This window comes from Noviherbaspirillum sp. Root189 (genome assembly GCF_001428545.1).
Taxonomy (GTDB): domain Bacteria; phylum Pseudomonadota; class Gammaproteobacteria; order Burkholderiales; family Burkholderiaceae_D; genus Noviherbaspirillum.
The window spans coordinates 66,168-82,532 of record NZ_LMHZ01000018.1 but is presented as its reverse complement, the minus strand read 5'-3'; the positions used below and the strand labels follow the sequence as shown (position 1 = coordinate 82,532).

9 protein-coding genes and 2 pseudogenes are annotated in these 16,365 nt (G+C 57.8%); 9 read left to right on the top strand and 2 right to left on the bottom strand.

Annotation, left to right across the window (positions count from 1 at the left end):
• The first annotated feature begins 798 nt into the window (after positions 1–798).
• Positions 799–2,865, top strand: a complete 2,067-nt coding sequence (locus ASE07_RS12985; RefSeq protein WP_057291257.1) for a serine/threonine protein kinase — start codon at positions 799–801, stop codon at positions 2,863–2,865.
• 141 nt (positions 2,866–3,006) lie between these two features.
• Here ASE07_RS12985 and ASE07_RS30670 read toward each other — a convergent pair.
• Together ASE07_RS30670 and ASE07_RS30665 are read right to left on the bottom strand one after the other, a co-directional pair.
• A pseudogene (locus ASE07_RS30670) lies at positions 3,007–3,684 on the bottom strand (formylglycine-generating enzyme family protein); the annotation flags it as partial.
• 513 nt (positions 3,685–4,197) lie between these two features.
• Positions 4,198–4,911, bottom strand: a pseudogene (locus ASE07_RS30665) (caspase family protein); the annotation flags it as partial.
• Between the two features lie 460 nt (positions 4,912–5,371).
• On the opposite strand from ASE07_RS30665, the gene ASE07_RS12975 reads away from it, so the two are divergent.
• The 8 genes from ASE07_RS12975 (at position 5,372) to ASE07_RS12940 (ending at position 16,275) form a co-directional block, all read left to right on the top strand.
• Positions 5,372–5,764 (top strand): DUF4399 domain-containing protein, encoded by a 393-nt coding sequence (locus ASE07_RS12975; RefSeq protein WP_235548457.1) that lies wholly within the window; start codon positions 5,372–5,374, stop codon positions 5,762–5,764.
• 135 nt (positions 5,765–5,899) lie between these two features.
• Positions 5,900–6,274, top strand: a complete 375-nt coding sequence (locus ASE07_RS12970; protein ID WP_442946068.1) for a DUF4399 domain-containing protein — start codon at positions 5,900–5,902, stop codon at positions 6,272–6,274.
• 167 nt (positions 6,275–6,441) lie between these two features.
• The gene (locus ASE07_RS12965) at positions 6,442–8,379 is read left to right on the top strand and encodes an HD domain-containing phosphohydrolase (protein ID WP_057291254.1); all 1,938 of its coding nucleotides are present in this window, start codon (positions 6,442–6,444) and stop codon (positions 8,377–8,379) included.
• A gap of 169 nt (positions 8,380–8,548) precedes the next feature.
• Positions 8,549–9,922, top strand: a complete 1,374-nt coding sequence (locus tag ASE07_RS12960; protein ID WP_057291262.1) for an efflux transporter outer membrane subunit — start codon at positions 8,549–8,551, stop codon at positions 9,920–9,922.
• Positions 9,923–10,079: 157 nt separating this feature from the next.
• The gene (locus tag ASE07_RS12955) at positions 10,080–12,617 is read left to right on the top strand and encodes an FHA domain-containing protein (protein WP_235548454.1); all 2,538 of its coding nucleotides are present in this window, start codon (positions 10,080–10,082) and stop codon (positions 12,615–12,617) included.
• Positions 12,614–13,987, top strand: a complete 1,374-nt coding sequence (locus ASE07_RS12950) for an HlyD family efflux transporter periplasmic adaptor subunit (protein ID WP_057291252.1) — start codon at positions 12,614–12,616, stop codon at positions 13,985–13,987. Before ASE07_RS12955 ends, ASE07_RS12950 begins: the two co-directional genes overlap by 4 nt.
• A 316-nt stretch (positions 13,988–14,303) precedes the next feature.
• Positions 14,304–15,734, top strand: coding sequence for an MFS transporter (locus tag ASE07_RS12945; protein WP_057291251.1), 1,431 nt, complete (start codon positions 14,304–14,306; stop codon positions 15,732–15,734).
• Between the two features lie 124 nt (positions 15,735–15,858).
• Entirely contained in the window at positions 15,859–16,275 is a 417-nt protein-coding gene (locus tag ASE07_RS12940; protein WP_057291250.1) for a ProQ/FINO family protein, read from the top strand.
• Positions 16,276–16,365 lie beyond the last annotated feature (90 nt).

Below are 16,365 nucleotides of genomic sequence, written 5' to 3'. Positions count from 1 at the left end.
TGGAGCAGGCACATAGCAGCCGCCGTAGGTACCGCCGCGCACGGCAGACATGGAACGGGCGTCGAGTTGTTCGGTAACGGCCAGGTCGGTGATGATGAGGGATGTCATGGTAGTGCTCCTAAGTGAGTGAAGTCGGTAAATAAAAAGTGGTCAGGCTTTGGGTAGTTGAGTTGGTGTCGAACGTTTTGTCGTACACGCAGGACATACAGCAGGGAGTGTGCCAGCGCGTGCGATGGTGCCTGTAGGGTGGGCTAAGTGCTTGATGTGTATAGGGATTTGTGAAGAGGCGGGGGTGGTGATGGAGCGGAGGGGACTTCCACGGCACACTGGCATGATCGGGACGATCCAACACATCATCAAGCAGTGTTCGATTCTCCACAACACTTCCTTGGACATATTTAATACACGCTTAGTGAATGCGCTCGAATCGAGGACAGCGTTGGTGTATCTTGTCTAATGTCTGAGCTACGCAGCATCGACTGCCCTGCGCACGACATGCCTTGTAAAGTAGCGCGGAAAGGATCTGCTGAAGCTCAACAACGCGAGAATCGTGGAGCGCATGATGTTTGCTTATGGATGGGTCCATATCCATTTCTGTTATAGGCGTCCACCGTCGTGTTTTCCGACCGCCAATAAAGAACGGATTGCACAGCGTCCAGCATGGCAGTTCAAAGCCGGGATGAAAGCCCGGCCTGCACAACAGTCGGTCCCAGGGGATCGAGGCGCTGTAAGAACGAGGCCTGCCCATGCACCACGGATATGGAATGGCATCGCCGAAGGCACTTAGTGTGAGCACCTATGGCCACTCTTGCGCACGCAATACGTACCTTTCAAAGCGGCGGCCTGTCGCATAAGGAATTTCTCGCACAGGTCGACCGCGTCCTTGCTGCCGACAAGGCGAATTCCGCTCGTCTTGTCGATTTGCTGAGCGAGGAAAACACTCGTATTGAATTACCGCCTGATGTGTACGTGGAATTGCGGCGCCGTGTCGAACACCTGATGGAGTCGAACCAGCACGGCGGCGAAGAAACGCATGTGCAGACCCGCCCGGGAGACATGCCGCCTATGCGGCAAGGCGAGACAAATGAAAAAGAAAAGGACAAGCCGGGTCAAGATTCCAATCGTATGAAAGGCGCGGGCGACACGCTGAACGGTCGATTTGTCCTGGAGGAATGCATTGGTTTCGGCGGTATGGGCACCGTCTACAAGGCGCTCGACCTGCGTAAACTTGAAGCTTCGGACCGCAAGCCTTACATCGCGATCAAGGTCTTGAACGTCCAGTTCCGCGGGCATCCCAAATCGCTTATTACCCTGCAGCGAGAGGCCAAGAAGGCGCAAGCGCTTGCGCATCCCAATATTGTTACCGTCTACGATTTTGATCGCGACGGATCCACGGTGTATCTCACGATGGAGCTGCTGTCGGGCAAGCCGCTCAGCCGGATCCTGCGTGCACCGGATTTCAAAGGTTTGCCTGCGGCTGAAGTCTGGCGCATCGCTAATGGCATGGGCAAAGCACTGGCATATGCCCATGAGCGCGGCTTCGTGCATTGCGACCTGAAACCGGCCAACGTCTTTTTGACCGAAAAGGGTGAGGTAAAAGTCATCGACTTTGGCATTTCACGGGTCTTCCATAAACCGGAAGACGATGCCGACGTGACGGTCTTCGACCCAGGCAGTCTTGGCGGGCTGACCCCGGCTTATGCGAGTGCCGAAATGCTTGAACGGAAGGAGCCGGACCCGCGCGACGATATCTATGCGCTGGCCTGCATTGCCTATGAACTGCTGACAGGAAAACATCCATTTGACCGCGTCGCTGCGACACAGGCAAGAAATGCCGGCATGAAACCGATGCGGCCGAAAGGCATCGGCTTTAGACAATGGCAGGCTTTGAAGGCCGCCTTGTCCTTCCGGCGGGAGACGCGTACCGCCAGCGTCGCGGAGTTTCTGGACGCCATTGGCGAACATCGCGGAACCACAACCTACCTGGCGCTGGTGACATCGACCTTTGTGGTCGCAGCGTTGACAGCGACGGGGGTGGGCTACTACTGGCGTTCGCACAAAGCCGATAGCCCTCGGCGCGCGGAGGCGCCCGCCTCACCCACCTCATCTGGGACACCGGCCGTGCCAGCACCATCAGTCCCACCAGTTGCGCAAACGAAAGCGCCTGAAAAGCCGCAGCCGCTGCCGCCGATCAGGCTTACTGCGGTGGCGCCCCTTATCGCAGCCGAATCGTGTGTAGCAATGGTCTCGGCGGCACGCGACCATACGCTGGAAGTGCAGGGTTATATCGCAGACGGCGCTGCGCTCACGCGGCTCAAGAATAAACTTGCCGCGGTGCCCGGCGTCACCACACTCAACCTGACGGCGGTGCAGGTCAGTGAAGAAAAATGCGCGGTGATCGAGACGTTGGCGCCATATTGGCAAAAAAATCAGGAAGCAGGCCGTGCGGCCATGGTGCAGACGCGCGCGCGCAATGCCGAACTGACCGAAGGCGATCCGCTCGTCATTGATATCAAGACGCCGGCGTTCGACTCCTATGTCTATGTCGACTACTACGCGCTCGACGGCAGCGTCGCCCATTTGTTACCAAGCAGGCGTTCCAAGGCCAATCAGGCACCGCCGAATTACAGGGCGTCGATCGGCAGTATTGAAAACTGGATCGTGTCGAAACCCTTCGGCAAGGAATTTATTGTGTTGCTGGTAACGCCGGTGCCGCTGTTTGACGGCAAGCCGCCGGAATACAAAACACGCGCGGACTATCTGAAGGCCCTGGAAAAGCAGCTCAAGCAGATCGCTGCCAAACATGGAAAAGAAAAGGTCGCGGTGGACTTCGTGCAGATCACGACCAAGGCCCGTAAACCTTAGAGCGGATTTCATCGTGTGTCCTGTTTGTCGCTTGTGTGGCCCGCCACACGGCACTTCGCGCGCCTTGTCCTGCACGCCAGGTCGACCCGATTCTCCGTACACCACGATGAAATCCGCTCTAAGAAAACCAGAAATCAGAACTCAGTTTAGTTCACGCACTACGCGGAAACCATTCTGCGAATGGCGTACGCTCGCATCATATTTAAAACGGGTAGACGAAGGCATGTAAGTAGCGCCTTCTCGCCATGATCCGCCGCGGATGACGCGTACCCGGCAATTGGGCTCATCCCATGAGCGTGCGTCGGCGGGCGCGCCCTTATAGGTGTTATGCCAGCAATCGCTGACCCATTCCCACACGCTGCCGTTCATGTCGTGCAGGCCATAAGGATTGGGGGCGAAGGATCCGACATCGGATGGTGCGTCTTTTTGCCAGGGATCTCCGCAGTCCTTGCAGTTGGCATTGCCGGGTCGCATCTGGTCGCCCCACCAGAATCGTGTACTGGTACCACCGCGGACGGCATATTCCCATTCCGCCTCGCTCGGCAGTCGATAAGTCTTGCCACTCACGCTGCTCAGCCATTTCACATAGAGTTGTGCATCGTCCCAGCTGATGTCGCGCGCTGGTGATTTTTTCTGGCGACCCTCTCCCGCGGTAATGCGCGGGCAGGCACCTGCGGCGACACAGGCATCCCATTGTTCAACTGTCACCTCATACTTTCCAATGGCAAACGGGGTATTGATTGTCACGCGATGCGGGGGACGCTCTGACGGATCGTCCGCCGCGCTGCCCATGGTGAAGCCGCCGGCACGCACCGAAACCAGCACCGGACAGGTTGGACAGTCGCGGATTTCGCTTCCCGCCTGAGCGGGCGCTGCCGGCTTTTCCGCCGGACGTGGTTCGGGTGGTTTGGGCGTCGCAGCGGTTTCAGGCTCAGCCTTTTTTGGTGGCTCGGGACGTGGCTGTTCCTGTGCCTTGGCTGCCGGTGCGCGGGGCCGTTCAGGCGCCGACCTGACCGCTGGCGGCGGTTTGTCCGCAGGCGTATCGGCTTTCGGTGCAGCAGCGCGCAGCCGCTCCATGCGTGCACGTGCAAGCGATGCGAAGCGCCCATTTGGATAGCTTTGCAAATAGGCTTCATAGTCGCTGGCATGCGTGCTGTCCTTGATCGATTCCCAAAAGGTCAGTTCATACTGTTCGGCGCTGTCCTTAGGCAGTACTCCCCGGCTTTGCCATGCGACGATCTGCTCGTTATCCATCGGCATGGCTTGCGTACTCTGCATGGCCACCTCGGCGGAAGGACTAGTTCCGCGTAGGGTGATCGGTTGTGCAAGACTTGCTTCTATAACCGGTACTTGCCGCTGCGCAGTTAATTTCGCGACTGACGCTTGCACTTGCCGTAACACCGTCTGTACGTCCGCGTCTGGTTGCCGCATGGCGTGCAGCAGTTGAGAGGTGAAGACCCCATGGCTAATGCCATCAGCCGCAAACGCCCCTGGCGACGTTGCGTAGGCAACCAGCGTTTGACTGCTGTCCTGCTTAAAAACGGTGGCTCTCGGATCGTCGGGCCGAACAATACCGAGACCTTTAAAGGGATCGTTCAAGCAGGTGTCCAACATGACAATATTGGGCTTGTCCGGACGCGCTGAGCGCATGCTGGCGAGAATGGAGTCCAGATTGAGCGTGCGCGACTGCATGCCGTACAAGGAATTGCTATCGGCATCCAAAGGCAAAAGATAGGTAGTCGGACCCACCCGTACGCCATGTCCGGAAAAATAAAACAGGCCGACATCGGCATGTATCAGGCGATCCTTGAACTGATCGAGCGCGCGCTGCAGGCCGGCTCGGTCCAGATCTTCATATAGGATGACGTCGTAGCCCAGCGTCGTGAGTTGCGCCGCTACGGCGCGTGCGTCATTACCGGCATTGGGAAGGGAATGCGTGGGATATGCGCCATTGCCAATCACCAGGGCCACGTTGTCCGGCAAGCGGCCGTCGTCTGAAGCAATGTGGCGCGGCAATTGTGCGCCGACTGCGCTGCCGCAGACCATGGCCACCAATACGGAAACGATGAAGAGTTTTCGCCACACGATCGTTCCTAGGGCTGAGGGAGTTCGGAATCCATCGGAATCGCCGTCGAAGGCCGATATCCGATGATCGAAGCTTAGATCAGGCAACGACACAATCAAGCGCGATCGATACCTGTCCGCGCGGATCGAACTGGCTGCGTATTTATCTTTGAACTGTCCGGCAAGTCCAATTCTGTCTAATATCAAACCGACGACGCTTTCTGCAATGTTTTCGTGAATTTCTGTTCTACCCTGTACGTGACATTCAATAAAGCGCTGGTGGAAAACAACAGACGCTGGTGCAACCCGGACGTGGTTAGTTTCGAGAGAGTCGAGAGAGTGCTTTCATGCAGACTCGCGTATGTTTGCGCGCGAGACATTTTTCGGGGTGAGGTCCAGCATGCAAAAGTTCGCCATTGTTGCCATCGTTGCTATCTCCTGCATGCTTAACGTACCGCTTGTACCGCTCGCCGCGACCCCAAATACCGCGCCGGACAACGCCCAGGTATATTTCATCTGGCCGACCGATGGGACGGTGATCCATGGCGGCAAATTCTGGGTGCGCATGGGCTTGCGCAACATGGGCGTCGCGCCAAAAGGCGTCGATCTTCCCAACGTAGGTCATCATCACCTGATCGTCGACGGCGAACCTCTGCCGGCCGGCGAGCCTATCCCCTCGGACCGGAATCATCTCCACTTTGGCGCCGGTGAAACCGAAGCGCGTGTTGAACTGCCGCCAGGAAAACATACGCTTCAGCTTGTGCTGGGCGACAAGGATCATGTTCCTCACGAACCGCAGGTAGTGTCCAAAAAAATCACAGTCATCGTGCGCTGATGGTTTTGCAAGCCCTGCACGCCAGCGATGACGTTGCGCGTGCGACGAGAATATGCCGATAACCATGCAATAAGGAGCAACGATATGGATAGGCTCTTGAGTGCGATCGCCATTGTCTTCAGCTTGCTCTCGGGCATGGCCTTTGCGGCGGATGGCAACGGTCCAGCCAAGCCGTACTTATATATAGGCTGGCCGAACAATGGCGAAGTGGTCTCCGCTGGCAAACCCTTTCGCGTGTGGTTCGGACTGCGCAATATGGGGGTCGCACCCAAAGGAGTCATCTTCCCGAATACCGGGCACCATCATTTGCTGATCGACACCGACCCGCCGCCCGCCGGTCAGGAAATTCCATCAGATCGCAATCACTTGCACTTCGGTGCCGGCGAAACCGAAACCATGGTTGAACTTCCGCCCGGACGCCACACGCTGCAGCTAGTGATGGGTGACGACAAACATGTCGTACACAACCCACCAGTCGTGTCGAAAAAAATTACGATAACGGTCAGGTAGAAAAAATAAAAAACGGGTTGATGCAAGTTTGCAGGACGGATCGCGCCGTCTGTGTCGACAGCGATCCGGCAGTCCTTCGCTCGGCGAACTGGCAATTTTGCCAACGGTGACCATACTGTAATCACGACGACGCAACTCGGCACAATGCGCCGGGAAGGGATACAGCAATGGAACATGCAGGCAAGGCAAACCAGGCGGGCGGAACCGTGATGGCCTACCTTGAAGTGATCAACGACGGCGCTGCCAATCCGACACTTTTTCCGCTGCACGACGAGGTGGTCATCGGCCGCGAGCCGCAGGATTCCTTGGGTACCGACCGTTTTCTCTGCATTCCCGAGCACACCATCAGCCGCAGGCATGCGCGCATCCGGCGCAAGGGAAGCACCTTCTTTGTCGAAGACCTGCACTCCTTCAACGGCACCTTCGTTCTCGGTACGCGACTCGAGCCCGGCGACTGGCACCCGTTGCGTGATGGCGATGAACTCACGGTGTCATCCGCACAAATCGTCTTTCATTCACTGATGGAACCGGCGGCCGATAGCCAGCCGACGATCATCACCAAGTCGGTCGACGCGACCATCTATGCAAAGGGTTTTGAAGCTGGCACGGACCTTGATAGCAGTGACGTGCAACAGACGGTACGAAAACTGCACGCGATGGCGCAAGTCGGCATTGCCTTGGGTGCGGTCACCGATCGCGCCACGCTGACTGAAAAGATCATGAACTTCATATTTGAGTTGTTTCCGCTTGCTGACCGCGCATTCGTCCTGCTGAAGAAGAGTCCGGGTGAAGCGCCGACGCCGGTCGCCGCGCGCCGTCGCGACGGCACTGTCGAAGATCTTGCGCATGTGCGTATGTCGCATACGATCGTCGACGAAGTGGTCAACAACAAGCAGTCGATCCTGTCGGTGGATACCTTGTCGGATCGTCACTTCGGCGTGCAGGAGTCGATTGTCGACCAGGCGATTCGCAGTGTGATGTGCGTGCCATTGCTGATGGAAGGCGAATGTCTCGGCCTGATCCAGGTCGACGCCTCGTCGAACCCCTATGCTTTCAAGGAGGCCGATCTCGAAGTGCTCACCGGCGTCTGTGCCGAGACTGCGGTTGCGTTGAAGAATTTTCAGTTGTATTCGGACATTGAACGTCTGCTCGACGGTTTCGTGCGCGCTTCCGTGCAGGCGATCGAAGAGCGCGATCCTGCAACCGCCGGACATTCTTTCCGCGTTGCCAATTATGCGGAAGGACTGGCTATGGCGGTGGACCATACCGACCGGGCCGACCTGCGCCGCGTGAAATTCAGCAAGGACCAGTTGCGTGAAATTCGGTACGCCGCCTTGTTGCACGATTTCGGTAAGGTGGGTGTTCGTGAACATGTCCTGCGCAAGGAAAAGAAGCTTCATCATGCCGAAATGCGCATGCTGGAACATCGTTTCAAGCATGCGCAGGTCTGCCTTGAACGACAGGCTTATCGCAAGCTCGCCGAGACACATGCGCAGCATGAACTAAGCATGGCTGCGTTCCGGTTTGAGAAGCAGAAAATCGAGACGACCCTGTGCGAAGAATGCACTCGTCTGAAGCAGTTCATGGAGGCGATCAGGCAGGCAAACGAGCCGACCATATCGCATGCCGATGGGATGAGCGGACTGCATGAAATCACCCAATATATGTACCGCGACGCCGATGATGCCGAGATGCCGTTGCTGGAAGACCTGGAGTTATCCGCATTGAGTGTCTCACGTGGCTGCCTGACCCCGGACGAGCGCAGGCAGATCGAGTCGCATGTGGCCGATTCGTATTCCTTCCTGGTGCTGATTCCGTGGACCCGGGATCTGGCGAGCGTGCCGACGATTGCGCATGGACATCACGAAAAGCTTGACGGTTCCGGGTACCCGATGGGCTTGCAAGGTAACGAGATCAGTTACCAGACCCGCATCCTGACCATTTGCGATATCTATGATGCGCTGACCGCCGGTGACCGGCCCTACAAGAAAGCTTTGCCTGCGGAGCATGCGCTGGACCTGATCGACAAGGAGTGCCGCGCAGGAAAACTGGATGCACGGGTATTCAACGTGTTCGTCGAATCAAAGGTGTGGCTGTCTCCATGAGCATTACATCGACATCAGTCATGTCAGCATGCAATTTCAATAACGTTTAGCCTTGAAAATGAATCGTACTTTTTTTGAACGCGTAGCGACCGATTCCTCCGCCGCCATAATCGGGGTGCGAGCACTTTCGCATCTTGCCCAACGTGCATCAAGTGTGCGCTCGGCGGTCATGCTTGGTGCCTGCACTGTGTTTCTGGGTGGATGTGCCGATGTCAAACTGACCGATTACAAGCAGCCTGATGCCCCCATCAAGCAGGCATGGTCGCAAAAGACGCCGGTTTCCGCCACCGAGACAATACGTCCCGACTGGTGGCGGGAATTTCGCGACCCTTATCTGGATGGTCTGGTGAAGCGTGCCGTCGAAGGCAATATCGATATCAAAATCCTGGCTGCACGTACCCGTGTCGCCAACGCGCAGATCGGCGAAGCGCGTGCCGGTGCCTTGCCCAGCCTCGATGCGGGAGCGGGGGCCAGCTTTGAAAAGAGTACGGGACAAAAACTGAGCAAATCGTTCAACCTGGGCACCCAGGTGAACTGGGAGCTCGACATCTGGGGCAAGGTCGAGAAAGGCGCGCAAGCACAGGAAGCCGAGTTCCAGGCAACCGAAGCGGACTGGCGTGCCGGTTACCTCAATCTGCTTGCCGGCGTGTCAACGTCGTATTTCCAGATTCTACAGTTTGATGAACAGATTGCCCGTCAGCGCACGGCGCTGGACAAGAATCGGCAGATACTCGGTATCTACGATTCGATGCACAAGAACGGCTTGCTGCCCAACACAAGGGTCTTGCAGCAGCGTGCGGAAGTCAACCGGCTCAGCAGGGATCTGCTGGACCTCAACCGTTCTCGCGACCTTGCAGGCAATGCGCTGTCGACACTGCTCGGCATACCCGCCGGCGATTTTCGTGTACCGACCGGTGAGCTGCAGCAACGGATCAGTTTGCCTGAGGTCCCCAATGGCTTGCCGCTGGAATTGCTCAAGCGGCGGCCCGATATCGTGGCCGCCGAGTATCGTGTGCTGGCTGCGCACAACCTGATTGGCCAGGCGAAGCTGGCGCAACTGCCGTCAGTAAGCATGACCGGACGAGCGGGATCGTCCGCGCTTGGGATCGGTGATCTGCTGAAGGCATTTACGTTCAGTTTTTTACCGAGCATTAACATCCCGTTGCTCGACCCCGGCGTCAAGGCACGTGTAAGAACCAGCGAAGCGGAAATCAAGGTGGCAGAAGAAGAGTACAGAAGGTCTGTGATCAACGCCTATGAAGAAGTCGAAAACGCCTTGGTCAATCTGGATTCGCACAAGAAGCAGCATGATGAACTGCAGCAGCAGGCGGACAACCTGTCTGTCGTCGCCACGCAGATCGAAGGGCAACTGCGGGAAGGTGTCGTCTCACAGCTGGAAGTCTTCGAAACCCAGCGTTCGCTGCTGGGAGCACAGCTCGCTTTACTTGCCAATCATCAGCTGATTTTATCGGAAACGGTGACCTTGTATAAGGCACTGGGCGGAGGGTGGCCGCCGGTGGAAGTGCGCAATGCTCGCCAGTAGGTTCATTCGGCACAGGTGTCACAGGTGTCACAGGCGGCATAGACGGTAGCAGGACATACGAATATGACTTAGTTGTGCTTCCAGGCTTTTCTACCAAGGAAACGAGAACTACATGCTGTCTCGACAAACGTTGCATGAAGACTCACCAGGTGTTAACGTGAGTTCCCCAAGTGGGGAAGAGGTGGTTATTTCTCTCAAGCCTGTTTCCCATCCGGAACTGGCCGCAATCCATATCACCGACAGCCTGTTTCCGATAGGACGGACGGAGCCGCCATTCGACACGTATCCCCAGGAGCTGGCCGTCGACTTGTCACGCCGCCATGCGCGCATCTTTTGTGAGTACGGCGCTGTGTATATCGCCGACCTTGGCAGCAAGAACGGCACCACGGTGAATGGCGAGGATATCCGGCAAAAGACGCGCAGGCTGCAGGATGGCGATACCGTCTGCTTTGGCGGCGCGCTGCCATTTCGCGTGGAATTGGGCGAGCGGGCGCATTCGGGGAACCGTGGCAGGCGGCTTGCAAGCCTGACGCTGGAACCGGAACGTGCCGACGCCGGCCTGCAGCCGATTGTCGTTACCCACTTTCCTTTTCTGATCAGCAAAGCCGACGCGGCGTTTGCGCGCTATAAGACGGAACAGCCGCAACAGGTCAATTACTTGTCACGTCGCCACGCGCACATTTTCCAGAAGAGCGGTGAACCCTACGTCGAAGATCTCGGCAGTACCAACGGCACCTTCCTCAATGGGATACGGCTCGACGAACATGCGGCGCGCCTGCAGCGTGGCGATACGCTTGCGTTTGGCGGGCATCACTTTGTGTACAAGGTCGGGTTCGAGGAGGAGCAACCTGAGGCTGACCCCACGGTGACCACGTTTGCGAAGCTTCCCCCGGCCGCGGCGGCGCGTGGGGTCGATATTGCAAACGCGAATACCGGCCACCATGCCGGTGCGGCTGCAAGTGCACATCCGGCTGGGAGTGCGAGCGCTGGAAGCAATGCTGACAAGACGACCTTCATTGCCGCAGCAGACTCCTTCCTCAATATTTTTTGCGTGGATCCGGCGCCGCAGCCCGACGAGATCAACCAGGACGCGCAGGGACAAAAGCCCGAAGCGACCAACGACGGCACCAGTCCGCGCGTCAAGGGCAAGCATGCGGCACTGGCATCGGCAGTGAAGGATGTGTTTGCTTCGGATCGACCTGGCCAACTCAGGCGCACTCTCTTGCTGAGTGCCGCCGGGATCGCGATGCTGGTCGTGGTCGTGCTTGGCATTCATCTTAGCGGCGCGCCGGAACGTGAGATAAAAGAGTTGCTTGCCGACGGCGAATACGCCCGCGCGGCTAGCTTGTCGGAAGAGTACCTCACACGTCAGCCGGAAAGCGTCGCGATCAAGGCCTATGGTACCGAAGCACTGCTGCGTTCCATGGTGCCCGACTGGCTGGCAGCCCTGCAAAAGCGCAACTACGATCAGGCCGACGCGATAATTGCTGCCGCCAGGGATAATTCGCGCCGCAACAATGATGTCCAGGCGCTGCTGGGCGAATTGCAATGGATTGGCAATCTGGAGCGCTTCGTCGTCGGTAGAGGTGGGCTGGAAGCACCGATCCGCCTGTATGTCGATGACAACAAGATCCGCTCCTTGCTCAAATGGTGGGACGAGGACGCGGTCGGACACCAGCGTGCGCTGGACAGGGTTGCGCAGATGGTGCCTGAATTCCGCGAGCCGTATGCGGTTGCACTGAGCCATCTGCGCAAGGTGCAGAGTGACAAAGCGGTATATCTCGCGGCAATCGATCGCCTGCAGGCGACGATCGTGGAAGAGCTGAACCAGGACCGGCCACAATCGCTCAACGAGATATTTAACGAATATGCCGATAAGTATCCGCGACTGGCGGGTATGGATACCCTGCGCGAGGATCTGCGACGCTATATCGAAATCCGGGATCTCGCGGGTGCACAGCGTCTTGGTCCGCTTGCGAGCAAGTTGTCGGACACGCGTCTTTCGACACCGCCATTCATCGACCGTGTAAAGGCGATGTCGGCTGATGGTCGCCTGCCTCCGGCCGCACTGATCAGCCAGTATCTCCGGGCTTCCCAGGCATGGAATGGCGGTAATTCGGCGCAGGCTTTCGCGGCGCTGGAGAAACTGCCGGAAGGTCCATGGTCGGACGTTGCAGCCAGGCAGTTGCAGCATAAGAAAGAAGTTATTGCACAGTTCGATGCCTTGCAAAAGGCACGCGGCAGCAAGGGTTATGAAGACAAGTTACTCGGATTCTATGCCATGCTCGATGCCGACGAAGATACATATTTTATTCGCAGCATTGACGGCGACATCCGTACGGTCAGAGACAAGGCGATCAAGCGCGCAGAGGACATGATGGCGCGTGCGCAGACGGCGTGGCGGCGCTACCGCGACAATGGCGCGATAGCCGGCGCCCAGCGTCTGGAAGCTGGCGTGTCCAATGAATTCCGTGCGCAGGCCCGTTTGCTTGCCGATGCAGCGGGAGAGGCTAACCGGGGCGCGCGCATCTATCAGGATCTCAAGGCCGGCTATCCGCCCCAATGGGCAAAACTCCAATCCGAGATACAGGCCGAAGCGGAGTTGCAGCGGCGCTCGATGCTGGAACTGCAGCGCGTCATCGAACCCGGTGTGCTGAAGGCCAAGCTGGCCTTGCTGGGAGGTGCGGAAAAATGAAAAACGACCTGCAGTTGAAATCGTTGTCCGAAGCGCTGGAAGACCACAGCGCCGAAGGCATTGCGATCCTGAGTTCCGAACCCTCGCGGCTTGCCCGCGCCGCAGTGATCACCATGCTGGCGCTGGTAGTGACTGCTCTGATATGGTCCTTTGTCGGCCACGCGGACGTGATCGTCACGGCGCAGGGTTCATTGGTGCCGGACTCCGAAGTGCGGCGGATTTATGCGCCGGTCGATGGGGAGTTGGCAAATCTGTATATCGCTGAAGGCCAGCCGGTGTCGAGAGGGGATGTACTGGCACGACTCAACGCACGCGGCGCCATCGAGGCGGCCACCAACGCACTGGAAGCACAGCTGAAACTCGAAGACGCCGAACGCGAATGGAGACAATTCCCCGAACGCAAGGTCTTGATGGAGCGGCGCGCAGCCACGCTCAAGCAGCAGATCGAGATCGAAGAGCGCCTGCATGAAAAGCGCATGGCTGAAGGCACCAGCAAGCTCGCCGAAGGCCAGCGTTCACAGTTGCAGGAGGCGCGCAGCAACCTCGACAATGCACGCCGTGCACGTGACATTGCGAAAGAAGAGGCCGACAAATATGCCCGGCTGTTTGCCATGCCTGGCGGAGGCGGCGTGTCACAGCTGCAGGTTGAACAAAAGAAAAGTACTCTCATGGCGGCGGAAAATGCCTTGCGGGTGGCACAAGCGAAAATAGGGGAGCTCAATTTCCGCCTCAGCCAGGAATTCGGCGAAGCCAGCGCGCAGATCGAAGGCAGCAGTACCCAACTCGCCAAACTGCAGCTGCAATACGACGCCGCATTACGCGAAATCGCCAGCGCCGAAGACAAGACACGCTTGCAGGTGCAGACTGCGCGGCTGGTGGCAGATGCCGCGGCCCGCATCCGCTTTGAAAACATCGACAAGGATAACTTCCTGTTGATTGTCGCCCCGGTCGACGGCGTCATCACCGATGTCACGTCCACGCAGTCCGGCGACAAGATTCAGGCCAATGCGCCGCTCGGCGGGATTGCCCCCAAAAATGCGCGTCCGGTGTTAAAGGTCGAGATTGCCGAACATGACCGTGCCTTTCTGCGCGAAGGCCTTAGCGTCAAGCTGAAGTTCAATGCCTTTCCCTATCAGCGCTATGGCATCATCAACGGCACCATGGAATATATTTCTCCCGCCACCAAACCCTCTTCGGCGAACAAGCAGCCAGTCTATGAAGGACGTGTCAGGCTGACACAGGATCATTACATGGTCGGCGAGTCCAGATATCCCTTGCGGTATGGAATGACTGCAACCGCAGAGGTGGTGGTGCGTGAACGCCGGCTGATCGATCTTGCGCTCGATCCGTTCCGGGAGGTTGGCGGGTAGTGTGACTTTGGGAGCTTGATAATTTGTCTACACGCTAATTCAAGCCTATTTTCACAGGCGCACACCATGCCAGGCGCCAATGCCGCGTCGTGTCGGTCAGGGAGAGAGACGCAAGCTGACGGTCGTGGCAGCATGAGTTGTTCTATACCTGAAGATAAATGCTGCATGGTATTTCGATAGCAAATTGTCCAGATTTGAAGATAAGGCAAAGTCGCGGTTTGGGTACGCGTATATGCTGTGGCTGACTGCGTTTATTCCCCTGTAAACAACGCTAAACATAGCTATCCGACAACTATCCCCACGCCAGACGCGCCACGTGACCGAAATACGCAGCGATATTCCTCCTCGTCTTGACCGGCTTCCCTGGTCGCGCTGGCATTGGCGCGTGGTGACGGCGCTTGGGATCGCGTGGATACTTGATGGTCTGGAAGTCACCCTGGTCGGGTCGATCGGTAGTGTACTGGAGAGATCGGACACCCTGGCGCTGACGGCATCCCAGATCGGCTGGACGGGCTCACTATACGTCGGCGGTGCCGTCATCGGAGCAATGGTGTTCGGTCGGTTAACCGATCAATGGGGGCGAAAAAAACTTTTTCTGATCACTCTGGCCGTGTACATGGCTGCCACGCTGGCTACCGCGTTTTCTCCCAACTTTGCGTTTTTTGCCCTGTGTCGCTTCCTGACCGGTTTGGGTATCGGCGGTGAATACGCAGCGATCAACTCCGCCATCGACGAACTGATCCCGGCACGGGTACGAGGGCGCGTTAATCTCGCCATCAATGGAAGCTTCTGGATCGGCGCCGCGCTCGGAGCGGGGCTCAGCCTGGTGCTGCTCGACCCGCGTGTGCTTGGCCCGCAACTTGGATGGCGTGCCGGCTTTGTCGTCGGCGGCCTGCTGGCAGTCGCCATTTTGCTGGTAAGGCGCAACGTGCCCGAGAGTCCGCGCTGGCTGCTGGCCCATGGACGGGAAGCCGAGGCGCGTGACATCATCGCCCGCATTGAAGCCGAGGTGGAAGCAGAGCACGGCAAGCTTTCGCCGGTGACTTCCGAAATCGTGCTGGGTTCGAGAGTACTGCCGTCCTTTGCAAAAGTGACGCATACCCTTGTTCATCGCTACAGGCGGCGCAGCATTGTCGCCATTGCCCTGATGATTTCTCAGGCATTCTTTTATAACGCGATCTTTTTCACGTATGCGCTGGTGCTGACGCGTTTTCATGGGGTGCCGGAAGGACGGGTGGCACTGTATATTTTTCCTTTCGCACTGGGCAACGTGCTCGGGCCGCTTATCCTGGGGCCGCTGTTCGACCGTGTGGGGCGCCGCAGGATGATTGCATTGACCTACATCCTTTCAGGCGTTGGCCTGGGATTGACTGGGTGGGCCTTCATGGAAGGCTGGCTCGATGCGCGCAGCCAGGCGTTATGCTGGTCCGCGGTGTTCTTCCTTGCGTCGGCTGCCGCAAGCTCGGCTTACCTGACGGTCAGCGAAGTCTTCCCGCTTGAAATGCGCGCTGTCGCCATTGCGGTGTTTTACGCGGTCGGCACCGGCGCCGGAGGTTTTGCCGCCCCGGTGCTGTTCGGGATGCTTATCGAGAGCGGCAGCCGTGGTGCGGTGGCTGTCGGTTATGGCATCGGCGCAGCGTTAGTGATCATTGCAGGCTTGCTTGCCCTGCGGTTTGCCATCGATGCAGAACGCAAGCCGCTGGAGGAAGTGGCGCCGCCGCTTTCGAGTGCTGCCGGACAGGACTAAAGAAGCGTGATCAACGCCAGAAAGAACATGTTTTGACGCCGGCACGACACAAAGCTGAGGTAACAGCGATTGCACGTGCTGCGGTATGTTAAGCTTCGAACCGTCGTTTTCCCTTTTAGCCTGAATGAACGTTACCACCACCCCCGAAAATTCCGCGCCTTCGCCGCGCCAGCTTCTGAAGACACTACAGGAGCAGTACGCCGTGTTCCGCGAACACCGGGCGCTTTCCATTGGAATCGACAAGCAGATCATCGCCGCGCACCCAGATATCGGTCGCAAGGCGCTGCGTATTGCGCTGGGTATCCATACCAATTCAACGCCTTACTTGAAGACGATGGAGCGCGCCACTGCCCGTTTTGACCTGCAAGGAAATGCCTCCGGCGACGTCACCGAAGAACACCGCGAACGCGCCAAGACCATGCTGCGTGAGCGCTACAAGAAGATTGCGGAACAGCGCAAGGCTCAACGCGAGGCCGAAGAAGCGGAACGCCGCCGTGAAGAAAAGCTGCAGCAACTGGCCGCGAAATTTTCCAAAAAATAGCGCGGATTCGAGATGAGAGTGCTTTCGCCCTGACTGGGCCAGGCGAAGCCGAGGTGATTTGCCTGCGGAACTGCAGCTCCGCGACCGCTC

Coding starts and splice junctions, on each gene's coding strand:
- ASE07_RS12985 (WP_057291257.1), top strand. CDS start 799: ATGGCCACTCTTGCGCACGCAATACGTACCTTTCAAAGCGGCGGCCTG.
- ASE07_RS12975 (WP_235548457.1), top strand. CDS start 5,372: ATGCTTAACGTACCGCTTGTACCGCTCGCCGCGACCCCAAATACCGCG.
- ASE07_RS12970 (WP_442946068.1), top strand. CDS start 5,900: ATGGCCTTTGCGGCGGATGGCAACGGTCCAGCCAAGCCGTACTTATAT.
- ASE07_RS12965 (WP_057291254.1), top strand. CDS start 6,442: ATGGAACATGCAGGCAAGGCAAACCAGGCGGGCGGAACCGTGATGGCC.
- ASE07_RS12960 (WP_057291262.1), top strand. CDS start 8,549: ATGCTTGGTGCCTGCACTGTGTTTCTGGGTGGATGTGCCGATGTCAAA.
- ASE07_RS12950 (WP_057291252.1), top strand. CDS start 12,614: ATGAAAAACGACCTGCAGTTGAAATCGTTGTCCGAAGCGCTGGAAGAC.
- ASE07_RS12940 (WP_057291250.1), top strand. CDS start 15,859: ATGAACGTTACCACCACCCCCGAAAATTCCGCGCCTTCGCCGCGCCAG.